We start from the raw sequence: 22287 nt of genomic DNA on the forward strand, positions 1-22287 counted from the left end.
CGGAAAGTATTCTTTCAGCAAAGAACCATAGCAAAAATTACGGTATGAATAAAAGTGGAAAGGGGGTAACAATTCTGTTCCAAGGGGACTCAATTACGGATGGAAACCACTCGCGAAACCAAGACTGGAATCATGTCATGGGGCATGGATATGCCTATCTTATAGCAAGTCGTCTTTGGTTCGATTATGTGGATAAAGGCTTAATGTTTTATAACAGAGGCATTAGCGGAAATACCATACAGGATTTAAATGCCCGATGGCAAGAAGACACCCTTGACTTGGCTCCCGACGTGCTAAGTATTTTGATTGGTGTGAATGATGTATCCAGAATAATAGAAAATGAATATTCTGTTAAAACATGGGAGCAGACATATATTGAGGTTTTAGAGAAAACAAAAAACGCCTTACCAAACACTCAACTAATTCTTTGTGAACCATTTGTTCTCCCCGCTGATGATATGATCAGAATTGAATGGACCCAGGAAAAGACAGAAGCCTATCAAGGCGTAATTTCCGAAATGCAAAAAACAGTAAAGAAATTAGCTGAAACCTACGATGCCATTTTTGTTGAATTGCAACAGCCCTTTTTGGATGCCTGCGAAAAAGCTCCTGCTAACTATTGGATTTGGGATGGCATTCACCCCATGCCTGCAGGTCATGAATTAATTGCCCGTCAATGGATAAAGGAAGTGAGTGAAAGATTGGAGTTCTAAGAGTGTATCTCTTAACCTTCCTATTTTCACTCTCATTACTTGTTGAAATACAGACTCAGAGGTATGAATCATAGGTTGATAAAACACAGATATGGTGTATATTTACACCAAACTAGTTAATCATGGGAAGACAGAGCATTTCATTAACCGATCCAAATGACAATTGGCTACAAGAAAAAGTAGCTGCTAAGGAATATGCAAGCAAAAGTGAGTTGGTAAATGACCTGATTCGACAAGAACGAAAACGGCAGGAAAGTATAGCCTTGCTTCGACTAGAATTGATAAAAGGTGAAGAAAGTGGCTACTCCAAGAAAACTAAAGACGAGATTTTAGCCTTAGCAAAAAGCGGTCTGAAATGACTTACCTGCTCAGTCAAGAAGCAGAAGACGATATGGTTCGAATATACAGATTCGGCTTTATGAACTTTGGGGAAGCGCAGGCTGACAAATATTTCGAGGCACTTTTCAACTGTTTTGAACGAATTGGTGAAAATCCATATCAATTCCCGCAAGCATCACATATTCGAAAATCTTATCATTATTGTGTTTGTGGATCAGATACAATCTATTTCAAACTATCTACTGATGAAATACCGGAAATAATCCGAATAATAGGAAGGCAAGAATTCTAGAATAACCATAACAAAATCAACCTTCATCCTACATCTGGAAAAGCCAGGCAACACAAATTGTTTTTTTAAGTATGAAACTACCCCCTCCTCTCCTGTAGCTGCTCTTAACGAAATCCTTTATTTAGACTGAACACAAAAAAAAGGCTGGTTGCTTTTGAAAACATAATAGAAATCAGAAAAGTAAATAAATCCAACTATTTAAAAGGACTGGCCTATCTGCCCTTTAGCAAGAGCCATTTTTACTTTAGAGACTAGCGAAAGTATAATTAGCCCCTCTGGATTTGCAATCTCCAGCCTACAAACAAGCGAAAACATGAAATCTTTCGATCGTAACCGAGAATTTACATGTTAATTTTCGGTTACGATCGAGAATTTACATATTTTTAATTCATGATAACTCGTCAAATAGAATCTGAGCTGCGAAAAAGGATTCATCAAGGAAAGCTTTTGGTAATCATCGGGCCTAGACAGGTAGGGAAAACTACGCTCATGAAGCAGGTCTTGGATTTTCCTAATGAGAAAGTTTTATGGCTGAATTGTGATAACCCAGATGATCGCCAGAGCCTTTTTGAAGTTACAACTTCAGCCCTAAAGTCCCTTATCGGAGGTTATAAATTGGTAGTAATTGACGAAGCTCAACGTGTACCAAATATTGGTCTTACGTTGAAAATATTGGCAGATGAATTTCCCGAAGTTCAAGTCATAGCTTCAGGTTCATCAGCATTAGACTTAGCCAACTCAATTAAAGAGCCTTTGACAGGTCGCAAACGAGAGTTTCAACTTTACCCAATTTCTACAGAAGAACTTTGCTTGCATACTTCTCCTAGGGAAGAGAAACGGCTTTTGGAGCGGCGGATGATCTTTGGCTTTTATCCAGAAGTAATCAACCATCCAAGCGAAGCACAAGAAGCACTTCAGGAAATTACCAGCAGCTATCTCTACAAAGATATTTTGAGTTTGGCAGATGTTCGTATGCCTACAGTTTTACAGAAGTTATTACTGGCTTTGGCACTTCAGGTCGGTTCAGAGGTTACATTCAATGACCTGGGAAATACAATTGGGATAGATAAGGAAACAGCAGAAAAGTATCTAGACTTGCTAGAAAAGGCATTTGTGATTTTTCGTCTGAACTCGTTTAGCAGGAATATGCGGCGAGAGCTCAAAAAAAGCAGAAAGATCTACTTTTGGGACAATGGCGTGCGAAATGCCATTATCAATAATTTCAACTCCTTGGATTTACGAAATGACAAAGGAGCGCTTTGGGAGAATTTCATAATCAGTGAGCGAATGAAATACCTGAGCTACAATCGCATTCATTCTAACGTTTATTTTTGGAGGACAACGACAGGAAAAGAACTGGACTGGCTGGAAGAGCGTGAAGGCAAGTTATTTGCTTTTGAGGCGAAATGGAATCCAGAGCGAAAGGCCAAATTGCCTCTGGGTTTTGAAGAGGCATATCCAGAAACTGAGTTTCGAGTTGTTAATCGAGAAAATTATTTGGATGTGCTGACTCAATAAAGGGAATTCTGGAAAGCTGAAAATTTCATTTTATTTATTGCAATTAAATCTAGGTAAACATGACGAAATTCTTAATTTAGAATCAACTTTTCCATACGTCTATAAATTAACTAATCACTTAAAATGAAGAGACAATTAACTTTTATTGGGGCCATATTTTTCCTAATCTCATGCTCATCCACTCAGCCACTCTCCAAGAACGTAAAGCAACAGCTAAAGGATAATGATACATTTGTTGTGAATGAAATTTCGACCGACAAATCCTATGGACTTTCTCCTAAAAATCCTGTAGAAGTGGGAGGAGCTAAAGACTCTGAAGGCCCTTTAAACGAGAGACGTTACTTAAATGCATTGACAGGCCCAAATGGAGAAAAAATCTACTATTATCGACAAGGAAGTTGCTGCCCTGTTAAAAGTGAAAACGGCCTAATGGGAACCGCGATGTTGGACAATTATAGAGTCACTTGGGCGAATTCAAAAGATACAGTGTCCATCTACATAAACATGTATGATTCAGGTTTATTAAAAGCTCCATTTGGATTCGGCATTAAAAAATAATACTTAAATATCCAACTTTTGGAGAAGCAGGATAACCAAAGTTGCGCTCTCCACGAAATCCTCCGTTCTCTCTGCGGTTAATCAAAAAAAAATGCCCCCATCAAGTTCATCACTTTCTGGGGGCATTTCAATTATAATTAGAGAAACTACTTAATGATGCTCATGTTTGCTTGGATCATAATTAGCTTCAAGCTCTGCCAAGCCTTTTTTACCGTAAGCAATTTTAGTAATAACCACATATAAGACTGGCACAAAAAAGATCGCCAAGAAGGTAGCTGCAAGCATCCCTCCGATCACGGTAAAACCAATTGTCTGTCTTGCTACAGCACCAGCTCCATTCGAAATAGCCAATGGAACCACACCGAGGATGAAGGCAAGAGAAGTCATGATAATCGGTCGAAGTCTCAATTTTACCGCTTCCAAAGTTGCCTGGAGTAGTGGCATTCCTACGTCAACACGTTCCTTGGCAAACTCTACAATCAAGATGGCGTTTTTCGCCGCCAAACCAATCAGGGTAATCAAACCAATCTGTGCATAAATATTATTATCCAACTTCGGTAGGAAATGCAGGGCGATGATCGCACCAAAAGCACCTAGAGGCAAAGCCAATAGAACTGAGAATGGGACTGACCAGCTTTCATACAAGGCTGCCAATAGCAAGGAAACCAACACAATCGCCAAGGCAAAAATCAGAATAGTACTACTTCCAGAGGAAAGTTCCTCTCTACTCAAGCCGGAAAAGTCATAGCCATATCCGGCCGGTAAGGTTTGAGCTGCAACTTCCTCCAAGGCTGCCAAGGCTTGACCCGAACTATAGCCAGGAGCGGCATTACCATTTACTTCCGCAGATCGAAACAAGTTATAGTGAGAAATAACTGGCGCATTTTCTACCACCTCATAGCTAATCAACGCACTCAAAGGCACTGCCTCTCCTCCACTACTTTGTACATAAAATTGTTCCAAGTTGTTCATTCCAGCTCGGTAAGCTGTATCCGCTTGTGCTACCACACGGAAGTTTCGGCCATATCTGGTGAAGTCATTCACATAGGAGCTTCCCATGTAATTCGACATAGTCGTAAAGATCTCAGTAAGCGGAACTCCCAATTTCTTAGCTTTCTCTCGATCCACTGTCACATGATATCCGGGAGTTTTGGCAGTAAAGAAGCTATACGCCATTGCGATTTCCGGACGCTGATTGGCCGCAGCTAGGAACTGCCCAAGTGCTCCTTCAAACTCCTTGATATCTCCAGTAGCAGATCGCTGCTCCAGCATAAAGCTAAATCCACCTGTGCTACCCAATCCTGGAATCGCAGGAGGAGGTACCACCACAATACTGCCTTCGGTAATTGAAGCAAACTTTTGATTCAAAGTTGCCAACATACCTCCAAGTTGCAGAGAAGGGTCTTTTCTATCATCCCAAGGATCCATCTGTACGAAGAAAGTAGCCGCGTTTGGCTTGAAGGAGAAGTTGATCACGTTCAGCCCTCCGATACCAGTTACGTGATTGATGCCCTCGGTTTCTTCCAAAATAGCGTTCATCTTCTGCATCACGGCCTGCGTTCTGTTACTCGCAGCACCTTCAGGAAGCTGAAGAGTCACATAAAGTCTTCCCTCATCCTCAGTAGGTAAGAAACCGGTTGGTTTGGTTTGGAAAAGCCCGAAAGTACCAGCGAAAACACAAACGAGTAAAATCAATACAAGTGGTGCTCTTTTGATGCTTGTTCTCACCCCATTGGTATAGCTTGCAGTAGTACGCTCAAACCACAAGTTGAACTTGTAGAAGAACTTATTCAGTCCTTTACCATTTTCATTTACTTCAGAAGGCTTCAGCAAGAGAACGCACAAAGCAGGTGTCAAACTCAACGCTACAAAGGCCGAAAGCAATACTGAGATCGCAATGGTAATGGCAAACTGCTGATACATTCTACCTACAATACCTGGGATAAAACCTACCGGAATAAATACCGCCGCCAAAATCAAGGCAATCGCTATAACCGGCGCAGTGATATCTTTCATCGCAAGACGAGTAGCTTCTTTTGCAGATATCTTTCTGGAATCTATGTAATGCTGAACTGCTTCCACTACCACAATCGCATCATCCACCACTATACCGATAGCCAATACGAAACCAAAAAGCGTCAGCGTATTGATCGTAAATCCGAGCAAAGGGAAGAAAATAAACGTTCCAATAATAGATACAGGAATCGCCAAAACAGGCACTAAAGTCGCTCTCCAGCTCTGCAAGAAAAGGAATACTACAATAATCACGAGAATCAATGCCTCCACAAACGTGTGCATCACCTCATTGATAGACACTTCCACTACAGATACCGATTCAAAAGGAACTGTGTACTTCATATCTGTAGGAAAACTCTTTTGCAATTCATCCAAAGCTGCGTATACACCTTCAGCCGTTTCTAAGGCGTTACTTCCCGGAGCCTGATAAACAAGCAAAATCGCTGCTTCTTCCCCATCCAGGGTAGAATATCTACCGTAGTCAAACTGTCCCAATTCAGTTCTAGCGACGTCTTTCAGGTAAACTATTGAACCATCCTCAGGATTAGTTCTTAATACGATGTCGTCAAATTCCTCAGCTCTTTCCAGACGACCATTTACAGTAATCGGATATTCAAATGCCTGTGTATCGTATTGAGGCATACTTCCCACTGTACCTGCTGCTACTTGTAAGTTTTGTTCTTGAATGGCTGCAGTCACCTCGCGAGCAGTGATTCCGTATTGAGCGAGTTTATCAGGCTTCAGCCAAACACGCATACTGAAATCCTGACCGATAGCGGTGATATCACCTACTCCGTTTACACGAAGAAGTGCATCTTTGATAAAGATGTTAGCGTAATTGGAGAGAAATTTAGAATCATGAGTTCTCTCTGGAGAAGTGATACTCAACACCATCATGATGGATGGATTCCTTTTTCTTACCGTCACACCCAGTCTACGCACTGCCTCCGGAAGAGACGGCTCTGCGATAGAAACCCTGTTTTGCACATCCAGTGTTGCGATGTTGATGTCTGTCCCTACTTCAAAGGTGACGTTCATCTGCATCTGTCCCGTACTGGTGTTATTCGAGGAAATGTAGGCCATCCCAGGAGTACCATTCACCTGCGTTTCTATTGGTGTAGCTACCGTCTGCTCTACAGTCTTTGCATCTGCACCTGTGTAGTTGGCTGACACCGAAACTACAGGAGGAGTGATGTCTGGATACTGTGTAACGGGGAGATTTAATATAGCTAAAACACCGACCAGTACGATGACGATAGAAATCACCATGGCTGTTACTGGCCGTTTTATAAATACATCTGATATCATTAGTAAATAATCAAGTCTTATTGAAAAACGGTTTATTGGACTGTAGTCTGCTCAGTAATCTGAACTCCATCTCGTAGCTTTTGAATACCAGTATCCACAATTTTGGCTCCTTCGCTCAATCCAGATCTCACGACAATTTTGTCCCCTATTTGTGTTCCAAGCAGCACATTCTGCTGTTTCACAGAATTATCATCCTGCACCACATACACGAAGTATTCTCCCATTTGCTCAGTTACTGCTCTATAGGGAATTACCACTTGTTCACCTAAATCCTGATTCAGAACCATCAAGTTTACGGTCATTCCTGCTATTAGCTCATTGTTTGGATTTGGAAATTGAACTCGCAGTGCAATTGTGCCAGATTGACGCCCTACTGCCCTGTCCATTGTAGTAAGGGTGCCATTGAAAGGATAAATACTATTATCACTAAATCGGATTCTGAAGAGTGAATCTGGGTTATCTTCTGCTCTCAGCAGTTTGTTGAACCTTGGAATCTCCCGCTCATTGATCACAAAATTCAAAGACATGGGATCATTGGAAGAAAGGGTATTCAATAATGGCTGACCTGGAGAAACCTGTGCCCCCAATCTAACTTGTGATATCCCGACTGTACCATCAAATGGCGCAGTCAATACAGAATATTGGTAATCTGTATTTGCTGATTCTAACTGTGCTTTCGCCGAACTCAGTTGAGCTTTGGCATCCAAAACCGCACTCTCAGCATGATCTAGTTGCTGCTTTGCGATAGCATCCTGCTCATCCAATCTCTTATAGCGATCGAAATCCTTGCTCAATCTGGCAAGGTTAGCTTCAGCACTTTCCACCATTGCTTTTGCCTGCTGCTGTGATGCAGCATATTTGCTTCTATCTATTTCATACAGTCTCTGACCTTTTTTAACTTCCTGGCCATCTTTCACATAAATGTTTGTGATGTATCCACCAATCTGCGGTCTGATTTCTACTTCATTCAGTGGCACAATGGAAGAAGGGTATTCGTCTATGCCTGTTACAGATTTATTTACCACAGTATAAGTTGTGACGGCTACTGCAGCCGGTGCCTGCTGTCCCGCCTGTTCTTTTTGACCGCAAGAAAACCCTGCATAAATCAAGGCCGAAAAAGCTATGAGTTTGTATGATATGTTCATATAGTATAAAATTTAAAAGGGATTCGAATTAGTTGAGGGTACCTAATGCTCGCTCTAGATCAAGCTTGTCTTCCAAGACCTGATAGAATGCATTAATGTGGTTGATTTGGGCGGTTTGGAGGTCGGTTTCAGCCACGACTAGTTCCACGTAAGCTTTGATTCCTTCATCGTATTGCAGCTTGATGATGTCATAAACATTCTCAGCCATCTCCATATTTTCTCTGATCAGTTGCCATTCATAGACGCTACTGTTATAGTCAGCAAGTGCAGTGGAATATTCAGTCTGAATCTGGTTACTTAGATTTTCAATTTCTATTTTTCCACGATCCACCTGCAGTTCTGCAGCTTTTACTTTATGAACTCTTTTACCCCCCTGAAAAATAGGAATAGCAAGATTGACACCTACCGAAGAAATAGGAAAAGCAGCTCTGTAGAGATCTGAAAAGTTATTATTGAAGTAATTCCAATTGTATCTATAATAAGCAGACAATTCTGGAAGATAATTCCACTTTTCATAGCTAGTCTGAATCTCATTTAGTGTTTGCTGAGTCTGCAAAAGCTGATATTCAATCCGATTTTCCAGAACCAAAGGATCCGCGGTATCCTCACCGATTTTGCCGGCTGCTCCCTGCACATCAAACTCAATTACAAAGTCTAGACTATCCGGATATCCCATCAGTTGCTTGAGGTAATCATACTTTGCCTCAAAGGAATTTGCGACTCTATTTCGATCACTTTTCACATTGGTCAAAGCAATCGAAGCACGCTGATAGTCCGTCTTGTCTACTAGCCCAGCTTCAAATCTGCTGTACGCATCAGTATATTGCTTCTCCAGACGATCTAGATTTTGGTCAAGAATTTTTATTTGCTCCTCTGAAAGAAGTATAGAATAAAAAGCCTTACTGACATCTACGACTGTGTTGATCTTAGCATTCTCGATGACTTGCTGCAATTGCTGCCGATAGTACTTAGAAGACTTGGAAGCAAAAAGCTGATCCCTATTGAAGAGAGTCTGGTCAGCCTGAAGTAACACATTGGAATTATACTTTTGTCCGAAAGTAATCAACTGGTCTCCGATGATCTGCTGCTGAAGTTTAATATTATAGGCTCCTGCTGCAGAGGCTGTGATTTGAGGATACCATTCGGCCAGATTTGATTTGATATCTCTGTCTCCGATTTCCTCATCTATCTGAGCTTGCCGGATAATCGGACTTTGCACCAGAGCGAATTCAATCACCTGATCCAGAGTCAAAACTCCTCGTGGCACAGTACTTTCTTCCTGACTGTAGGCGGCTTTGGACATGAGTATAGCACTCAGTCCCACTAACAGTAAACGTTTCTTAAACATGCAATCAATAATTAGTTGGTAAGAAATTAAAAAGGTTATAGGGTTAGTCAGCTTTTATCCCAGCCCAGATGAGATGAGATATTTCTTCTAGATTCACATTAGTTCTAGCAAGTTTTGTTTTGAAATTCTTTTTGATCCGTACCGTCGAGGCGATATTGGTATTGACCAAAATGGATAGAACCACCGGATTAGTTACCCGTATCGCTCCCTTATCCATACCTGACTGAAAAAACTTATGAGCCCATTCATGCCATATGTTTGGTTTATTTTGGATCTCCTCCGAATTAAAAGGTGAATTCAAAAACTGGTCATAAAACCCATGAATTGCAGGGTACTTCTCATAGAATTCAGTGAAATTTCGCCAGTAATCGAAAAATCTATTTTCAAATTCCAAGGAGGCATCATCTCTTTCCGATATGTAGTTCATGATTTGTTGAGCCACATGTTCATAAATACCTACGATCAAATCCTCCTTATTTTCAAAATAAGTATAGATGGTTCCAGCAGCTACACCTGCGTTTTTAGCAACCTGACTTACTGGGCAGCCATGAAATCCATTTTCATACACCAATTCCAGAGCGCTTTCAATAATGCTTTGCTTCTTGTCTATTAAGTTCTCCATAAATAACTGAATGAACGTTCAATCATTCTAAGCTGGCATTAGTTCCAGTATTTGAAAAAAATTCTTCAGAAATTTTAGGAGAGAAAAAATCCTGCACAGAATTAAAAAATAAAACAGGTGAAAATGAATGGGTTCTGTGAAATCAAACTCCATCCATACATTTAAACCTCCATTTTAATATTATTTCAAAGTTAGAATCACTAACATTGCATTCCAATTGAAGCGGATGTGGCGAAATTGGTAGACGCACTAGACTTAGGATCTAGCGCCGCGAGGCATGGGGGTTCGAGTCCCTCTATCCGCACTAAACCTCCCGAAATATCGGGAGGTTTTATGTTTTTCTGGAAAATCCTTTTTTCTCCAAAAAAATTGATCCCTTATTCCACTCCGATAATCACCTCATTAGGTAGTTCTAAGGTAAATTAACTCCGATAGATGTATCTTAGCTTAGATTTCTAAGCTAAAATTTGCTTTTTGCAGACCACCCAAAAGATAGTTATGTCGCAATTTGATTCAATCAGGCCTTTTTATGACGTAGAAGCCAATGCTGCAATCCGCAAGATTGTAGATGATCCTATGCTGGAAGCCATGATGAGTTTCACTTTTCCTAACGATACAAAAGAACATTGGAAGGATTTAATGGTGCATACCCATTCCTTGCGTGACTTTCAGGTGAATTTCATTTATCCTGGGGTTCAAAAAGTCATAGAAAAAAGCTCTGATGGCTTAAGTACAGGCGGTTTCGAGCAATTGCAGCCTAATACGGCTTACCTATTTATATCGAACCACAGAGACATCATCTTAGATACTTCTCTTCTAAACTCCTGCCTCTACGAAAACAGTCTAATTCTTACCACTTCTGCCATTGGTGATAATTTGATCCAAAAGCCCTTTTTACACACACTTTCTAGACTGAACAGAAACTTTGCTATCAAGCGTGGGCTTCAAGGAAGAGCTTTGCTTGAAAGTTCGCAATTGGCTTCTGCCTACATAAAAAAATCTTTATTGACTGAAAATAGATCAGTCTGGACAGCACAGCGGGAAGGAAGGACGAAAGACGGTAATGATGCGACCCATCGGGGAGTTCTGAAAATGCTTACACTTTCAGAAGAAGGCGCAAATCCATTTGGATATTTTGAAAAAATCAAAGTGGTACCAATCTCAATTTCTTATGAATATGATCCTACAGACGTCTTGAAAATGCCAGAATGGCTAGCCAAATCCCGGGATGAAAAATACATCAAAAGTGAGAATGAGGATTTCATGAACTTGCTTCGTGGAATCATGGGCACCAAAAAACGTATCCATCTTCAAGTGAATGGGCTATTAGATAAGGAAATTCAGGAGATCTCGAAAATGGAAATCAGTCAACCTGACAAACTCAGTAAACTGGCTGAAACTATCGATCAAAAAATCTGGGCAGGATATAAACTTTGGCCTAGCAATTATATCGCCCATGATTTACTTTATGGAGATAATGAATATGTGGAGTTCTACTCCGAAGAGGAGAAAAGTTCCTTCGAAAAACGAATGCATGAAAAAGTGAATATGAAAAATGACTTTCTGGTGAAAAGCTTTTTGGCAATGTATGCTAACCCCGTTAACAATCAGAAGGCTGCATTGCAGACTAGTTCACCTTCATCTCTATCTTAAACTTAGTTCCTACACCTAGTTTGGACTCAATTTCCAGGGTTCCATTTTGTTGGCTCACAAGCTTTTTCACCAAGTTCAACCCCAAACCAAATCCAATTTCTCCATGAGTTCCTTCGTCAGGGGATGTGCCTCCATCAAATATTTCTTCCACTTTGTCACTGCTCATCCCTATTCCATTATCCTTAACAATCAGCTCTAAAATCAAATCCAACTCCTTTCTTTTCAGATTCATTAGCACGGAAATTTCACCTCCAGTCTTAGTGAATTTGATAGAGTTGGAAAGTAAATTCCCTAAAATCTGAAGCACATACAATTTGGAAAATGACTCGAATTGGTTCTCCTGATCTAGTTTTACTGTAAAGTCAATATTTTTTATCCTTATCTGCGGAGCTAAAAGTCGCATGAGTGTTTCTTTCAGTTTTACCAAGTTGGTTTCTCCTTCTTTTAAATTTCGACTTCTGTTAGAATTCTCATCATAACTTTTAGACAGAATATCTTTTGATAGGTCAAGCAGGGACAAGCTACTTTGCTTAATCATATCTGTATAATCCATGATTTCCTCAGGACTAGGCGCCAATTTCTCATCAAGAATTAAATCTGCTAAACCAATCACCCCACTTATCGGACCTCGAATATCATGTGCCAATTTCTGCTGGTTCAATTCAGCCTCCTTTACTTTATTTTTAAGGTTTGCCACCAAATTATTTACGCGAAGTCTGTCAACAATCTGCCTTGCTATCAATTTCAATAACTCCTTAACATCCTCCGAAAGATGCATCATTTGACTATCCATCACGCAAAGTGCCCCGAGGTTATATCCCTCTGGAGAAGTCAAAGGCACTCCCATATAATACCTTAGATTAGGGGCATCTTTTACATAAAATTTATTTTTGAATCGTGCATCAGTACTCAAGTCTTTCACTTCAAAACTTTCGCCGGAAAAGGGTTGAATGGTGTACTGGCAAACAGAATCCTCCCTTGGCATTTGGGTAATATCTATGCCATAGGAGGACACACTCCATTGTGTAAATGAATCGATAAGATTGACAAGTGAAATTTCTGTCCCGCTGATTTTAGCTGCCAACTCCGTAAGATAATTTAATCCCTGCTTTGGCTCATAGTAATCTATTCCCAGATTACTTAAGGCCAAAAGCCTATCTAATTCATTCTCTTGCAAGGAAGATATTTGATTCATTTTACTACTTTTAACTATTACTGGCACAAAAAATCTTTATTTCATTTTCCTATCCAAATGAAAAGGCAATTACTTTTTCTAAAATCAAACATCTACGAATGAATAGATTATATGGACCTCTCCTGGTGCTGTTTTTCTTAGTAATAAACATATTTCTTTTTCAGGAAAATAAAGCACTTGCTCAAACCAGCGATACAAATGTACCTGTAGGTCAAATCCTGACACCCTTTGGTGAAATTTTGATCGCACTAGATGAGCGCACTCCTAAGCATATGGAAAGCTTCATTGAGTTGGCAAATGCTGGCTATTGGGACTCATTGACGTTCAATCGAGTTATCCCAAACTTTGTTGCTCAGGGTGGTTGCCCAGATACGGAGGAAGGATTTACGGATCCCAAATATCTTTTAGAGCCTGAGTTTGTACCAGAACTGAAGCATGTTTATGGTGCTGTGGGTGCCGGTCGAGATGACAATCCCGGCAAATTATCTGCACGCTGCCAATTTTATATTGTTCAAAATCCTGAGGGAATCTCCAGACTGGATGGTGATTATACGATTTTTGGCCATGTCATCAAAGGTATGAGTGTCATAGAGCAAATCGTCAGAGTAAAGCGAGATCATACAAATGAGCCTATTAAACCTATAACATTATCCGTGAAAATAATTTACAAGGAAAAGGCTCAAGTTGAGAAAATGCGAAATTCATAAAGCAAATTTGTCTGGAGACTTTTCACTTAATCGTTCCCCCTAATGAATAATCCTTTCTTTAAAAGGAAAGCTTTTAAGTTTTTACTTGGTTTTCTTGGGCTCACCTTTACTTTTTTACTCTTATTTCCTTTCATTTTTAAGGATAAAATACAGGTGGAACTTCAAAAAATGTTGGATGATCAGTTTGAGAGTGAAGTACACTTTTCACAAATTGGGCTAACCTTTTTTCGTCATTTCCCCTCTTTGACGATCACTTTGGATGAACTATTCATAGCAGGCTCTGCACCTTTTGAGCAGGACACTTTGCTTTATACCAAGCAGCTAGACCTTGGAGTGAACATCCCCTCACTCTTCTCGGACAATTATAAAGTGGATCAACTTTATTTGAATGAGGCGGTAATCAAGATTTTGCGGGACAACAAAGGTTTATCCAATTTTGACGTCTTAACCCCATCTTCGGACAGAAAGGAGTCAGACACTACTTCCAGTAGTCTGGAGTTGGAGATCGAAGGTTTCTTTCTGAAAAACAGCCATTTCCTCTACCAAGACACTTCGCTGGACATGATCTGTGAGGCAAGGGGTATTGATTACGTAGGCGGAGGAGACCTTGCCGATGATATTCTATCATTGGGTAGTGACTTGGAAATTCAAGAGTTCAGATTAATCTATGAGGACTTCGCCATTTTTGATAGAAACCGCGTTACAGCTAGTCTTCAAACACGGATCAATACCGAGTCAACTGAATTAACTTTTGTGAGAAACGAACTTAAAATCAATGAATTACCAGTAAATTTTGTGGGTAAACTTGAATTTTTAGAGGGAGGATACGATATGAATTTTGTACTGGAATCCTTCAATGCTGAGTTGAAAGATATGCTTTCAGTCATACCAACTGAATTGATGCCTAATCTAGGACAAACTAGTATCCGTGGCACTGGCGATATTGTGGGCTCATTTCAGGGTCTATATCTGCCCGAACAAGATCAAATGCCTGCTTTGGCCTTGAATCTACAGGTTCGAGATGGGTATTTGGAACATGAATCCGCCTCGACTCCCATCGAAAACCTGCGTCTGAGCATGAATGTGATGGTACCAGACTTGGACCCTAATCTTACTAGAGTTGATGTAGATAGTATCGGTTTCTCACTAGGAAATGGGTTTTTGAAAGGAAATATCCATCTAGCTGAGCTCAATCCCATGAAATTGGATTCCGACCTGGAAGCAAAACTTGATTTAGGAATATTGAATGAAGCCTTAGGAACTGAATCACTGGACTTCAGCGGAAAATTGGATCTTAACCTGACATCGCGGGGACAGTTCGTGAGTTCAAAGGACCCTAAAAGCCTCCGAGAGCCTAAATACATTACAAGTAGCATCCCAGTTTTTTCATTTTCAGCAGGACTTTCCGAAGGATATTTCAAATGGACTGAGCTTCCCGAAGCAATCAAAGATATCTCGATTGATTTATCTATAAACAGTCCTGATAGCTTACCCGAGCATATTGGAATAGATTTCAAAAAGATTCACTTTCAGGTCTTGGACCAGGTTACTGATGGATATTTTGCCTATAATAAAAATCGTGATCAGGCAATTGATGGTAAAATAAAAAGCAGCTTTGACCTCGCTGATATTCCTAAATTTTATCCTTTAGATTCAGGTTTCGTCCTGAGAGGAATGATCAACATGGATCTTTTGGCCAAGGGAAACTTTAATAAAGAGCAAAAAACTATTCCAATTATTGCTGCTGATTTCAGCTTGATAGAGGGACTTATCCAAACGCCTTATCATCCAGAAGCAATCAAAGATCTTTCGATGGTGCTGAAAATGCAAAGCAGTAGCACTTCCTATTCTGATCTAAAATTCGAGGTACAGCCTATACAATTCAATTTTGCAAACAATCCATTTACGCTCACTGCGAATATTGAAAATCTAAATGATATCCGATATGATCTGAGCTCAAAAGGAAAGCTGGATTTAGGAGAGCTTTACAAAGTTTTCGGTGATTCTGATATGTCCGTCGATGGGTATTTGATAACTGATGTAAATCTCAAAGGATTACAAAGCGACGCTACAAACGGGAGAATTCAAAACCTTAAAAATCAAGGGACTATCGAAGTAGAGAATATTTTGGTTCGAACTCAACTTCTTCCCCAACCATTAAGATTGGAGAAAGGAAATCTGGAATTCAATCAAGACAAAATCAGCTTTGAAAATTTTCTGTTTGGATACGAAAAGAATGAAATCAAAGCAGATGGATATTTCAGCAATTACTTGGGATATTTAAGTAATCCTGAGGAGCTTTTGAAAGGAAGTCTAGTCTTCCACTCCCCTTATATAGATTTGGATGATTTCGCCTTTTTCGGAGAAAGTAATGAAGGAGAAATCGATAGTATCGGAGAAGTTTCTGGCGTCATCGTTCCGCCCTTGAATATGGATGTGATGGTAAATGCTTCCGTAGACTCAATGAAATTCGGAGAACTTAAACTGAAGAACTTCACTGGTGAGATTAATACAAAACCAGGTCAGCTTTCCTTAAATAAAACTAGGTTTGAGATTATAGGTGCCACAGTGGAAATGAAAGGAAATTACATGGCCTCCACTCCTTTTTCCGCCAAGTTTGATTATCAGATAGATGCTAAGGAATTTGATATTCATCGAGCATATGAGGAAATCCCACTCTTCAGAGAGATGGCTTCCTTCGCCAAATATGCCAGCGGCCAAGCTTCCCTTAGTTATGAATTGTCTGGTAGACTGGATGCAAACATGGAACCTGTACTTCCTTCGATTACCGGTGCGGGTACTTTAGGGCTGAAAGCCATCAAACTGAAGGGGTTCAAGCTTATGAATTCCATAGCCAAAGAAACAGAGAATAATGAGCTCGAAGATCCTGACCTGAATGATGTTGAAATTCATACGAGCATTGCTAATAACTTAATGACAATTCCTCGCACCAAAATCAGAATCGCAGGGTTCCGTCCTCGTTTTGAAGGGCAAGTTAGTTTGGATGGAGACATGAGTATAGGATTCCGGCTCGGATTACCTCCCCTTGGGATCTTTGGAATACCTATCAAAATCACCGGAAATGCTGAGGACTATAACATGCAGGTGGGAAAAGTATCCAAAGAAGATGAGCTTGTCGAAGTCATCGATGAAAATGAAAATCAATAACAGTAAAAGAAACACCCAAAGTATATGAGTACGATAAAGCCAATACGAATATTAGTGGTCGGTTGCGGAAATATGGGAATCGCGCATGCGACGGCTTACCACAATTTTTCTGAATTTGAAATTTGCGGTCTCGTTTCCCGCGGCAGTTCCAAAAACAAACTCAACGAGCAACTTCAAGCTAACTACCCACTTTATTCAGATTTCGATGAAGCATTAACCCAATCTAAACCTCATGCAGTTTGCATCTCTACTTACCCGGATACGCATGAGGATTTTGCTGTAAAATCTTTGGAAGCTGGTTGTCATGTTTTCATTGAAAAACCACTTGCTGATACCATCGAAGGTTGCGAGCGGATTATCGCAAAAGCTAAAGAAGTAAACAAAAAAGTGGTAGTAGGCTATATTTTAAGACATCATCCCTCTTGGATTCGGTTCATTAACGAAGCCGAAAAACTCGGAAAGCCTCTCGTGATGCGAATGAATCTCAATCAGCAAAGTCAAGGCTACATGTGGAATGTGCATCGAAATCTAATGAAAAGCCTCAGCCCTATCGTGGATTGCGGAGTACACTACATCGATGTAATGTGTCAGATGACTCGATCAAAACCAGTATCTGTATCCGCCATCGGCGCAAGACTTACAGAGGATATTTCTTCAGATAATTACAACTACGGTCAACTACAGATTCGCTTCGAAGATAGTTCTGTCGGCTGGTATGAGGCAGGTTGGGGACCAATGGTGAGTGAGACGGCCTTTTTTGTAAAAGACGTTTTTGGACCAAAAGGCGCTGTCTCCATCACAGCCAAAGATGCCGGAGCTAGTGGTCAATCAGACAATGTAGATTCACATACTAAAACAGAATCTATCCGGGTTCACCATGCGGCAATTGATTCAGAAAATAAATTCACCCAACCGGATGAATGGATAGACCTGAAAGACGAACCTGATCATCAGGAGCTTTGTAATCGTGAACAGCAGTATTTCCTCCGTACGATCCAAGAAAACATTAATCTGGAGGATCACTTGAATGATGCTCTAAACAGTTTGAAAATTGCTTTCGCATGTGATGAATCTGTGAAAACCGGAGAAACAGTTAAATTATAATCCATGGAAATTATTTTGGGAGTCTAGGTCAAAGACCCTAATTTCCGTTTTGCTTTAATTATGGAAAATAAAACAGTACTTATTACAGGCGGTGCATCCGGGATCGGGCTCGCCATGGTTCAGCTTTTTGCAGCCAAAAAAACAAAAGTTTACTTCATAGATATCAATCCCGAGATAGGAGAAACAGTAGCTCAAACTGAGAGAGAAAAAGGCTTTGATGTCACCTTTTTGTGTGGCAGCGTAGCTGATCCAGCAGAAACTGAAAATCTTATTCAATCAATTCCAGGTAAGATTGATACCTTGATTAATAATGCCGGAGTGTCGCATATTGGCAAAGTGGAAACCACATCTCCTGAAGATTTCGACAGAGTTTTTCAGGTAAATGTGAAAGGCATGTTTAACTGCATCAAGGCAGCTCTTCCAAAGCTTAAAGAAAACGGCGGTGGATCAATTTTGAACATGGCTTCAGTGGCTGCTACGATAGGTATTCCTGATCGTTTTGCATACAGCATGACCAAAGGCGCGGCACTTTCCATGACATTAAGTGTGGCAAGAGACTACGTTGCTGATGGGATTCGTTGCAATTGTCTTTCTCCGGGACGTGTGCATACGCCGTTTGTGGATGGGTTCTTAGCAAAAAACTATCCAGGTCAGGAGAAGGAAATGTTTGAAAAACTTGCAGCTACTCAGCCGATAGGAAGAATGGCTACACCTTCAGAAATCGCAGAACTTGCCTATTTTGTGAGTTCAGAAACTGGAAGCTTCATCACAGGAACAAATATTCCAATTGATGGAGGGTTCTTGGGATTGAAAATGTGATACGATATGGGATTTAAGATTTGTGATTTACGAATTCAACGCATTGATTGAACTCAATTATAAACTCATAATTCCTGAAGCTAAAATCTTGATTCTTGACTCTAACATCTTGAATCTTAATACTTGATACTAAAATCTAAATACTTGATACTAATATGAAACTTATACGATTCGGCGAAGCCGGCAAAGAACAACCAGGCATACAAGACGAAAATGGCAAATATTTGGACTGCTCAGGGTTCAATGAAGACTGGAACGAAGATTTTTTCACGAACAACGGAATTGCAAGACTTGAAGAATGGTTGGACGCGAATCAGAAGAATTTAAATGAAATCCCTGCTGGTTCCCGCTTAGGCTCGCCAATCGCCAGACCTTCTAAAATTATTTGCATAGGCCTAAACTATCGTAAGCACGCAATCGAATCTGGCATGGCAGTTCCTGAAGTTCCTATTATTTTCATGAAAGCTACTTCTTCACTTTGTGGGCCTTTTGATAATATTTTGATTCCTAAGAATTCAGTAAAAACTGACTGGGAAGTGGAATTGGCTGTGGTGATCGGCAAGCGGGCGAAATATGTAAGCAAAGAAAATGCGATGGATTATGTGGCAGGATACTGTGTTCACAATGATGTCTCAGAGCGTGATTTTCAATTACATCATGGAGGACAGTGGGTGAAAGGAAAGAGTGCTGATAACTTCGCTCCTCTTGGGCCAGTTTTGGTCACCAAAACTGAGATCGAAGATCCGCATAACTTGAGACTTTGGTTGAAACTGAACGGGGAAATGCTCCAAGACAGCAATACGTCAGATTTGGTTTTTGATATTCCTGAATTGATTGAGCACCTGAGTCAGTACATGACGTTATTGCCTGGAGACGTGATTTCTACAGGAACTCCAGCTGGCGTTGGCCTTGGATTGACCCCTCCTACTTACTTGAAAGAAGGTGATGTTGTAGAACTAGGAATCGAAGGGCTTGGTGAAGCAAAGCAAACAGCAATCAACGACCCAGAAGCATGAGACTGGATTCCCACCAGCATTTCTGGAAATACAATCCCCAAAAGCACTCCTGGATCACCGACGACATGAAAGTGATCCAGCGAGACTTTCTTCCGGAAGATCTCTTCCCGATTTTAGCAGAGCATAAGATTGACGGTTGCGTCGCAGTACAGGCAGATGAAAGTTTCAGAGAAACTGCCTTCCTATGTGATTTGGCAGAAGAACATGAGCAAATCAAAGCTGTCGTGGGATGGGTTGATTTGGGTTCTGATGATGTAGATAAGGATCTGGATCAGTTTGCTTCGCAAAAAAAGCTAAAGGGCTACCGGGAAGTTCTCCAGTCAAAACCAGTGGAATATATGCTCCGAAAGGAGTTTATCCGAGGCGTAGAAAAAATCGGAAAGCGAGGTTATACTTACGATATTCTGATTTTTCACAATCAATTGGAAGCTGCTTTGCAGTTTGTGAAAAAAGCGCCGGAACAGCCTTTCGTTATCGACCACATCGCTAAGCCAAATATCAAACTGGGTATTTGGAGAGAGTGGCAAAAGGAAATGACTCCACTTGCGGAGCGGGATTATATTTTCTGTAAAGTAACTGGCATGGTCACCGAAGCTGATTGGAAGAAGTGGACAGCTTCTGAACTTCAAGTTTATCTGGATGTAGTCCTCGAACTATTTGGTCCAAAGCGCCTGATGTTTGGAAGTGATTGGCCAGTTTGTAAGATTGCAGGAGAATATGAGCAGGTTCTGGAAGTCATCGAGCGTTTTACCGATAAACTTTCCAAGACCGAGAAAGAAGCAATTATGGGAAATACTGGTGCTGAGTTTTATGGGATTTCTGCTATGCCAAAGCCAGAAAAGTAATTTTAATTTTAATTATTTGAAAAAGAAATAGCTTCACATTCTGATTCGTTTTGCCGTAGTTTTTTCAAATTATCAAATTTTCGTGACACTGGTTCTGCTAATGTTTGACCATATTTATTATGCTAATCTAGTTATACACAGTCTGAAGCTATATTATGAAAGACAAGGAAATGCTGCTGTTTCAGGATTTGGCAGACATTATTGAAAATGGTAAAAGAGAAATCACTGCTCAAGTTAACAGCACACTTACCCTTGTTTACTGGCAAGTTGGATTTAAAATAAACACCTATATTCTAGAAAATAAGCGAGCAGAATATGGCAAGGAGATGATCCCTAAAGTTGCTGGTCAATTAGCAAATGCATACGGGAAGTCTTTTCAGGAAAAAAACCTTCGCAGAATGATGCAGTTTGCGGAAACCTTTCCGAATTTTCAGATTGTCGTGACAGTGTCACGACAATTGAGCTGGTCACATTTTATAGCACTAATTCCCTTAAAGAACCCATCGGCTATAGATTTTTACATAAAAAAAATATCAGAAGAAAAGTGGAGCATTAGACAATTAAGAAATCAAATAGAAAGAAAAGCCTTTGAGCGAAAAGAAATCGCACAAATCCAATTATCTGAAACTGACATAGAAATTCAATCTAGTTTTAAAGACCCCTATTTTTTGGATTTTCTAGGCTTAAAAGAAGGTTATTTGGAGAATGATTTAGAAGGAGCAATTCTGAAGGAATTAGAGCATTTCATATTAGAGCTAGGTAAGGGGTTTGCTTTTGTAGAAAGACAAAAACGGATCATACTGGATGGTGTGGATTTTTATATTGACTTATTATTTTTTCATAGAAAACTGAAGCGTATCGTAGCTATTGAGTTAAAACTCAACAAATTCAAACCAGCCTACAAAGGACAAATGGAGCTCTATCTAAAATGGCTCAATAAATACGAAAAACAAGAAGGTGAAAACCCTCCGATAGGATTGATACTATGTGCCGAAAAAAGTAATGAGCAAATAGAATTGCTTGAAATGGGAAAAGACGGAATAATGGTAGCCGAATACTGGACAGAATTACCACCTAAAAGTGAACTAGAAGCAAAATTGCATCAAGTATTAATGGAAGCCAAAGCAAGAATAGAACATAAGAAATTATTATAAAATGAACCTAAACCTAACCAATAAAGTCATCCTGATTTCTGGCGGAACCAAAGGAATTGGCGGGGCTATATCCAGAGGATTGATTGCCGAAGGTGCAATTCCCGTGATGATTGATCCTTCGGAAAAAGAAGGTGCAGAAATCCTCGCCTTGGGAGAAGCATTTCAGATTCCAATCCGACTTTTCGAAGCTGCTGATGCCGAAAAAGCCGTCAAACTTACGCTAGAGAAATATGGTAGAATTGATGGACTTGTGAATAATGCCGGAGCAAATGACAGTGTTGGTTTAGAAAGTGGAAGCCCTGAAGCTTTTGAAAAATCGGTAGCCAAAAACCTTAATCATTACTATCATTTGGCACATTTTGCCCTGCCGCATTTGAAAGAAGCAAAAGGTAGCATCGTCAATATCAGTAGTAAAACAGCTGTTACTGGCCAAGGAGGTACTTCAGGATACACTGCAGCAAAAGGAGCTCAGCTTTCGCTCACACGCGAATGGGCTGTCGAACTCCTACCCTACGAAATAACTGTGAATGCAGTCATTCCAGCTGAAGTTTTTACTCCGCTTTATGAAAATTGGATCAATACTTTTCAAGATCCAAAAGCAAAACTGGAATCGATCACAGCCAAAATCCCATTGGGAAAACGCATGACTACGCCTGAAGAAATTGCTTCCATGACAATTTTCTTATTCTCCGACAAAGCCAGACATATCACTGGCCAGCATCTCTTTGTGGATGGTGGCTACACCCATCTTGACCGTTCTTTATAAT

General features: G+C 40.3%; 19 protein-coding genes and 1 tRNA gene. 15 read left to right on the top strand and 5 right to left on the bottom strand.

What is annotated here, in order from left to right:
• Window positions 1-44: 44 nt before the first annotated feature.
• From QOL76_RS01920 to QOL76_RS01940, 5 genes are all read left to right on the top strand, one after another.
• Window positions 45-713, top strand: a complete 669-nt coding sequence (locus tag QOL76_RS01920) for an SGNH/GDSL hydrolase family protein (protein ID WP_283411334.1) — start codon at window positions 45-47, stop codon at window positions 711-713.
• A gap of 122 nt (window positions 714-835) precedes the next feature.
• A complete protein-coding gene (locus QOL76_RS01925; protein ID WP_283411335.1) occupies window positions 836-1072 on the top strand; it encodes a ribbon-helix-helix domain-containing protein in 237 nt (78 codons plus the stop codon).
• Window positions 1069-1344, top strand: coding sequence for a type II toxin-antitoxin system RelE/ParE family toxin (locus QOL76_RS01930; RefSeq protein WP_283411336.1), 276 nt, complete (start codon window positions 1069-1071; stop codon window positions 1342-1344). Before QOL76_RS01925 ends, QOL76_RS01930 begins: the two co-directional genes overlap by 4 nt.
• Before the next feature lie 390 nt (window positions 1345-1734).
• On the top strand, window positions 1735-2862 hold the full coding sequence (locus QOL76_RS01935) for an ATP-binding protein (protein WP_283411337.1): 1128 nt from the start codon (window positions 1735-1737) through the stop codon (window positions 2860-2862).
• Window positions 2863-2985: 123 nt separating this feature from the next.
• Window positions 2986-3420: a hypothetical protein gene (locus QOL76_RS01940; RefSeq protein WP_283411338.1), complete on the top strand. Its 435-nt coding sequence runs from the start codon at window positions 2986-2988 to the stop codon at window positions 3418-3420.
• A 150-nt stretch (window positions 3421-3570) separates the two neighbouring features.
• Here QOL76_RS01940 and QOL76_RS01945 read toward each other — a convergent pair whose 3' ends face one another.
• From QOL76_RS01945 to QOL76_RS01960, 4 genes are read right to left on the bottom strand one after another with little or no spacing between them, the layout of a single operon-like run.
• Window positions 3571-6744: an efflux RND transporter permease subunit gene (locus QOL76_RS01945; protein ID WP_283411339.1), complete on the bottom strand. Its 3174-nt coding sequence runs from the start codon at window positions 6742-6744 to the stop codon at window positions 3571-3573.
• 32 nt (window positions 6745-6776) lie between these two features.
• Complete coding sequence (locus QOL76_RS01950) at window positions 6777-7889, bottom strand: efflux RND transporter periplasmic adaptor subunit (protein WP_283411340.1); 1113 nt, start codon at window positions 7887-7889, stop codon at window positions 6777-6779.
• Window positions 7890-7917: 28 nt separating this feature from the next.
• Entirely contained in the window at window positions 7918-9237 is a 1320-nt protein-coding gene (locus QOL76_RS01955; RefSeq protein ID WP_283411341.1) for a TolC family protein, read from the bottom strand.
• A gap of 43 nt (window positions 9238-9280) precedes the next feature.
• Window positions 9281-9859, bottom strand: a complete 579-nt coding sequence (locus tag QOL76_RS01960; protein WP_283411342.1) for a TetR/AcrR family transcriptional regulator — start codon at window positions 9857-9859, stop codon at window positions 9281-9283.
• Window positions 9860-10081: 222 nt separating this feature from the next.
• Here QOL76_RS01960 and QOL76_RS01965 point away from each other — a divergent pair.
• Window positions 10082-10163, top strand: a tRNA-Leu gene (locus tag QOL76_RS01965).
• A 194-nt stretch (window positions 10164-10357) separates the two neighbouring features.
• A complete protein-coding gene (locus QOL76_RS01970; protein WP_283411343.1) occupies window positions 10358-11512 on the top strand; it encodes a 1-acyl-sn-glycerol-3-phosphate acyltransferase in 1155 nt (384 codons plus the stop codon).
• Here QOL76_RS01970 and QOL76_RS01975 read toward each other — a convergent pair.
• Window positions 11487-12707 carry a GAF domain-containing sensor histidine kinase gene (locus QOL76_RS01975; protein ID WP_283411344.1) on the bottom strand — a complete coding sequence of 407 codons (1221 nt, stop codon included), beginning with the start codon at window positions 12705-12707 and terminating at the stop codon, window positions 11487-11489. The two genes, QOL76_RS01970 and QOL76_RS01975, sit on opposite strands and share 26 nt — an antisense overlap.
• A 98-nt stretch (window positions 12708-12805) precedes the next feature.
• On the opposite strand from QOL76_RS01975, the gene QOL76_RS01980 reads away from it, so the two are divergent.
• From QOL76_RS01980 to QOL76_RS02015, 8 genes are all read left to right on the top strand, one after another.
• Complete coding sequence (locus QOL76_RS01980; RefSeq protein ID WP_283411345.1) at window positions 12806-13414, top strand: peptidylprolyl isomerase; 609 nt, start codon at window positions 12806-12808, stop codon at window positions 13412-13414.
• 42 nt (window positions 13415-13456) lie between these two features.
• Window positions 13457-16582 carry an AsmA family protein gene (locus QOL76_RS01985; RefSeq protein ID WP_377918950.1) on the top strand — a complete coding sequence of 1042 codons (3126 nt, stop codon included), beginning with the start codon at window positions 13457-13459 and terminating at the stop codon, window positions 16580-16582.
• 24 nt (window positions 16583-16606) lie between these two features.
• Window positions 16607-17686 carry a Gfo/Idh/MocA family protein gene (locus QOL76_RS01990; RefSeq protein ID WP_283411347.1) on the top strand — a complete coding sequence of 360 codons (1080 nt, stop codon included), beginning with the start codon at window positions 16607-16609 and terminating at the stop codon, window positions 17684-17686.
• A gap of 60 nt (window positions 17687-17746) precedes the next feature.
• Window positions 17747-18505 (top strand): SDR family NAD(P)-dependent oxidoreductase, encoded by a 759-nt coding sequence (locus QOL76_RS01995; RefSeq protein ID WP_283411348.1) that lies wholly within the window; start codon window positions 17747-17749, stop codon window positions 18503-18505.
• 155 nt (window positions 18506-18660) lie between these two features.
• Window positions 18661-19521 (top strand): fumarylacetoacetate hydrolase family protein, encoded by an 861-nt coding sequence (locus tag QOL76_RS02000; protein WP_283411349.1) that lies wholly within the window; start codon window positions 18661-18663, stop codon window positions 19519-19521.
• The gene (locus tag QOL76_RS02005) at window positions 19518-20366 is read left to right on the top strand and encodes an amidohydrolase family protein (protein WP_283411350.1); all 849 of its coding nucleotides are present in this window, start codon (window positions 19518-19520) and stop codon (window positions 20364-20366) included. Before QOL76_RS02000 ends, QOL76_RS02005 begins: the two co-directional genes overlap by 4 nt.
• Window positions 20367-20521: 155 nt before the next feature.
• A complete protein-coding gene (locus tag QOL76_RS02010; RefSeq protein ID WP_283411351.1) occupies window positions 20522-21520 on the top strand; it encodes a PDDEXK nuclease domain-containing protein in 999 nt (332 codons plus the stop codon).
• Between the two features lies 1 nt (window position 21521).
• Window positions 21522-22286, top strand: a complete 765-nt coding sequence (locus tag QOL76_RS02015; protein ID WP_283411352.1) for an L-fucose dehydrogenase — start codon at window positions 21522-21524, stop codon at window positions 22284-22286.
• Window position 22287: the final 1 nt, after the last annotated feature.

The sequence above is a fragment of the Algoriphagus winogradskyi genome, assembly GCF_900182815.1.
Taxonomy (GTDB): Bacteria; Bacteroidota; Bacteroidia; order Cytophagales; family Cyclobacteriaceae; genus Algoriphagus; species Algoriphagus winogradskyi.

Excerpts from the sequence above, each read along its gene's own strand:
- QOL76_RS01920 (WP_283411334.1), top strand. The coding sequence starts at position 45 with ATGAATAAAAGTGGAAAGGGGGTAACAATTCTGTTCCAAGGGGACTCA.
- QOL76_RS01925 (WP_283411335.1), top strand. The coding sequence starts at position 836 with ATGGGAAGACAGAGCATTTCATTAACCGATCCAAATGACAATTGGCTA.
- QOL76_RS01930 (WP_283411336.1), top strand. The coding sequence starts at position 1,069 with ATGACTTACCTGCTCAGTCAAGAAGCAGAAGACGATATGGTTCGAATA.
- QOL76_RS01935 (WP_283411337.1), top strand. The coding sequence starts at position 1,735 with ATGATAACTCGTCAAATAGAATCTGAGCTGCGAAAAAGGATTCATCAA.
- QOL76_RS01940 (WP_283411338.1), top strand. The coding sequence starts at position 2,986 with ATGAAGAGACAATTAACTTTTATTGGGGCCATATTTTTCCTAATCTCA.
- QOL76_RS01945 (WP_283411339.1), bottom strand. The coding sequence starts at position 6,744 with ATGATATCAGATGTATTTATAAAACGGCCAGTAACAGCCATGGTGATT.
- QOL76_RS01950 (WP_283411340.1), bottom strand. The coding sequence starts at position 7,889 with ATGAACATATCATACAAACTCATAGCTTTTTCGGCCTTGATTTATGCA.
- QOL76_RS01955 (WP_283411341.1), bottom strand. The coding sequence starts at position 9,237 with ATGTTTAAGAAACGTTTACTGTTAGTGGGACTGAGTGCTATACTCATG.
- QOL76_RS01960 (WP_283411342.1), bottom strand. The coding sequence starts at position 9,859 with ATGGAGAACTTAATAGACAAGAAGCAAAGCATTATTGAAAGCGCTCTG.
- QOL76_RS01970 (WP_283411343.1), top strand. The coding sequence starts at position 10,358 with ATGTCGCAATTTGATTCAATCAGGCCTTTTTATGACGTAGAAGCCAAT.
- QOL76_RS01975 (WP_283411344.1), bottom strand. The coding sequence starts at position 12,707 with ATGAATCAAATATCTTCCTTGCAAGAGAATGAATTAGATAGGCTTTTG.
- QOL76_RS01980 (WP_283411345.1), top strand. The coding sequence starts at position 12,806 with ATGAATAGATTATATGGACCTCTCCTGGTGCTGTTTTTCTTAGTAATA.
- QOL76_RS01985 (WP_377918950.1), top strand. The coding sequence starts at position 13,457 with ATGAATAATCCTTTCTTTAAAAGGAAAGCTTTTAAGTTTTTACTTGGT.
- QOL76_RS01990 (WP_283411347.1), top strand. The coding sequence starts at position 16,607 with ATGAGTACGATAAAGCCAATACGAATATTAGTGGTCGGTTGCGGAAAT.
- QOL76_RS01995 (WP_283411348.1), top strand. The coding sequence starts at position 17,747 with ATGGAAAATAAAACAGTACTTATTACAGGCGGTGCATCCGGGATCGGG.
- QOL76_RS02000 (WP_283411349.1), top strand. The coding sequence starts at position 18,661 with ATGAAACTTATACGATTCGGCGAAGCCGGCAAAGAACAACCAGGCATA.
- QOL76_RS02005 (WP_283411350.1), top strand. The coding sequence starts at position 19,518 with ATGAGACTGGATTCCCACCAGCATTTCTGGAAATACAATCCCCAAAAG.
- QOL76_RS02010 (WP_283411351.1), top strand. The coding sequence starts at position 20,522 with ATGAAAGACAAGGAAATGCTGCTGTTTCAGGATTTGGCAGACATTATT.
- QOL76_RS02015 (WP_283411352.1), top strand. The coding sequence starts at position 21,522 with ATGAACCTAAACCTAACCAATAAAGTCATCCTGATTTCTGGCGGAACC.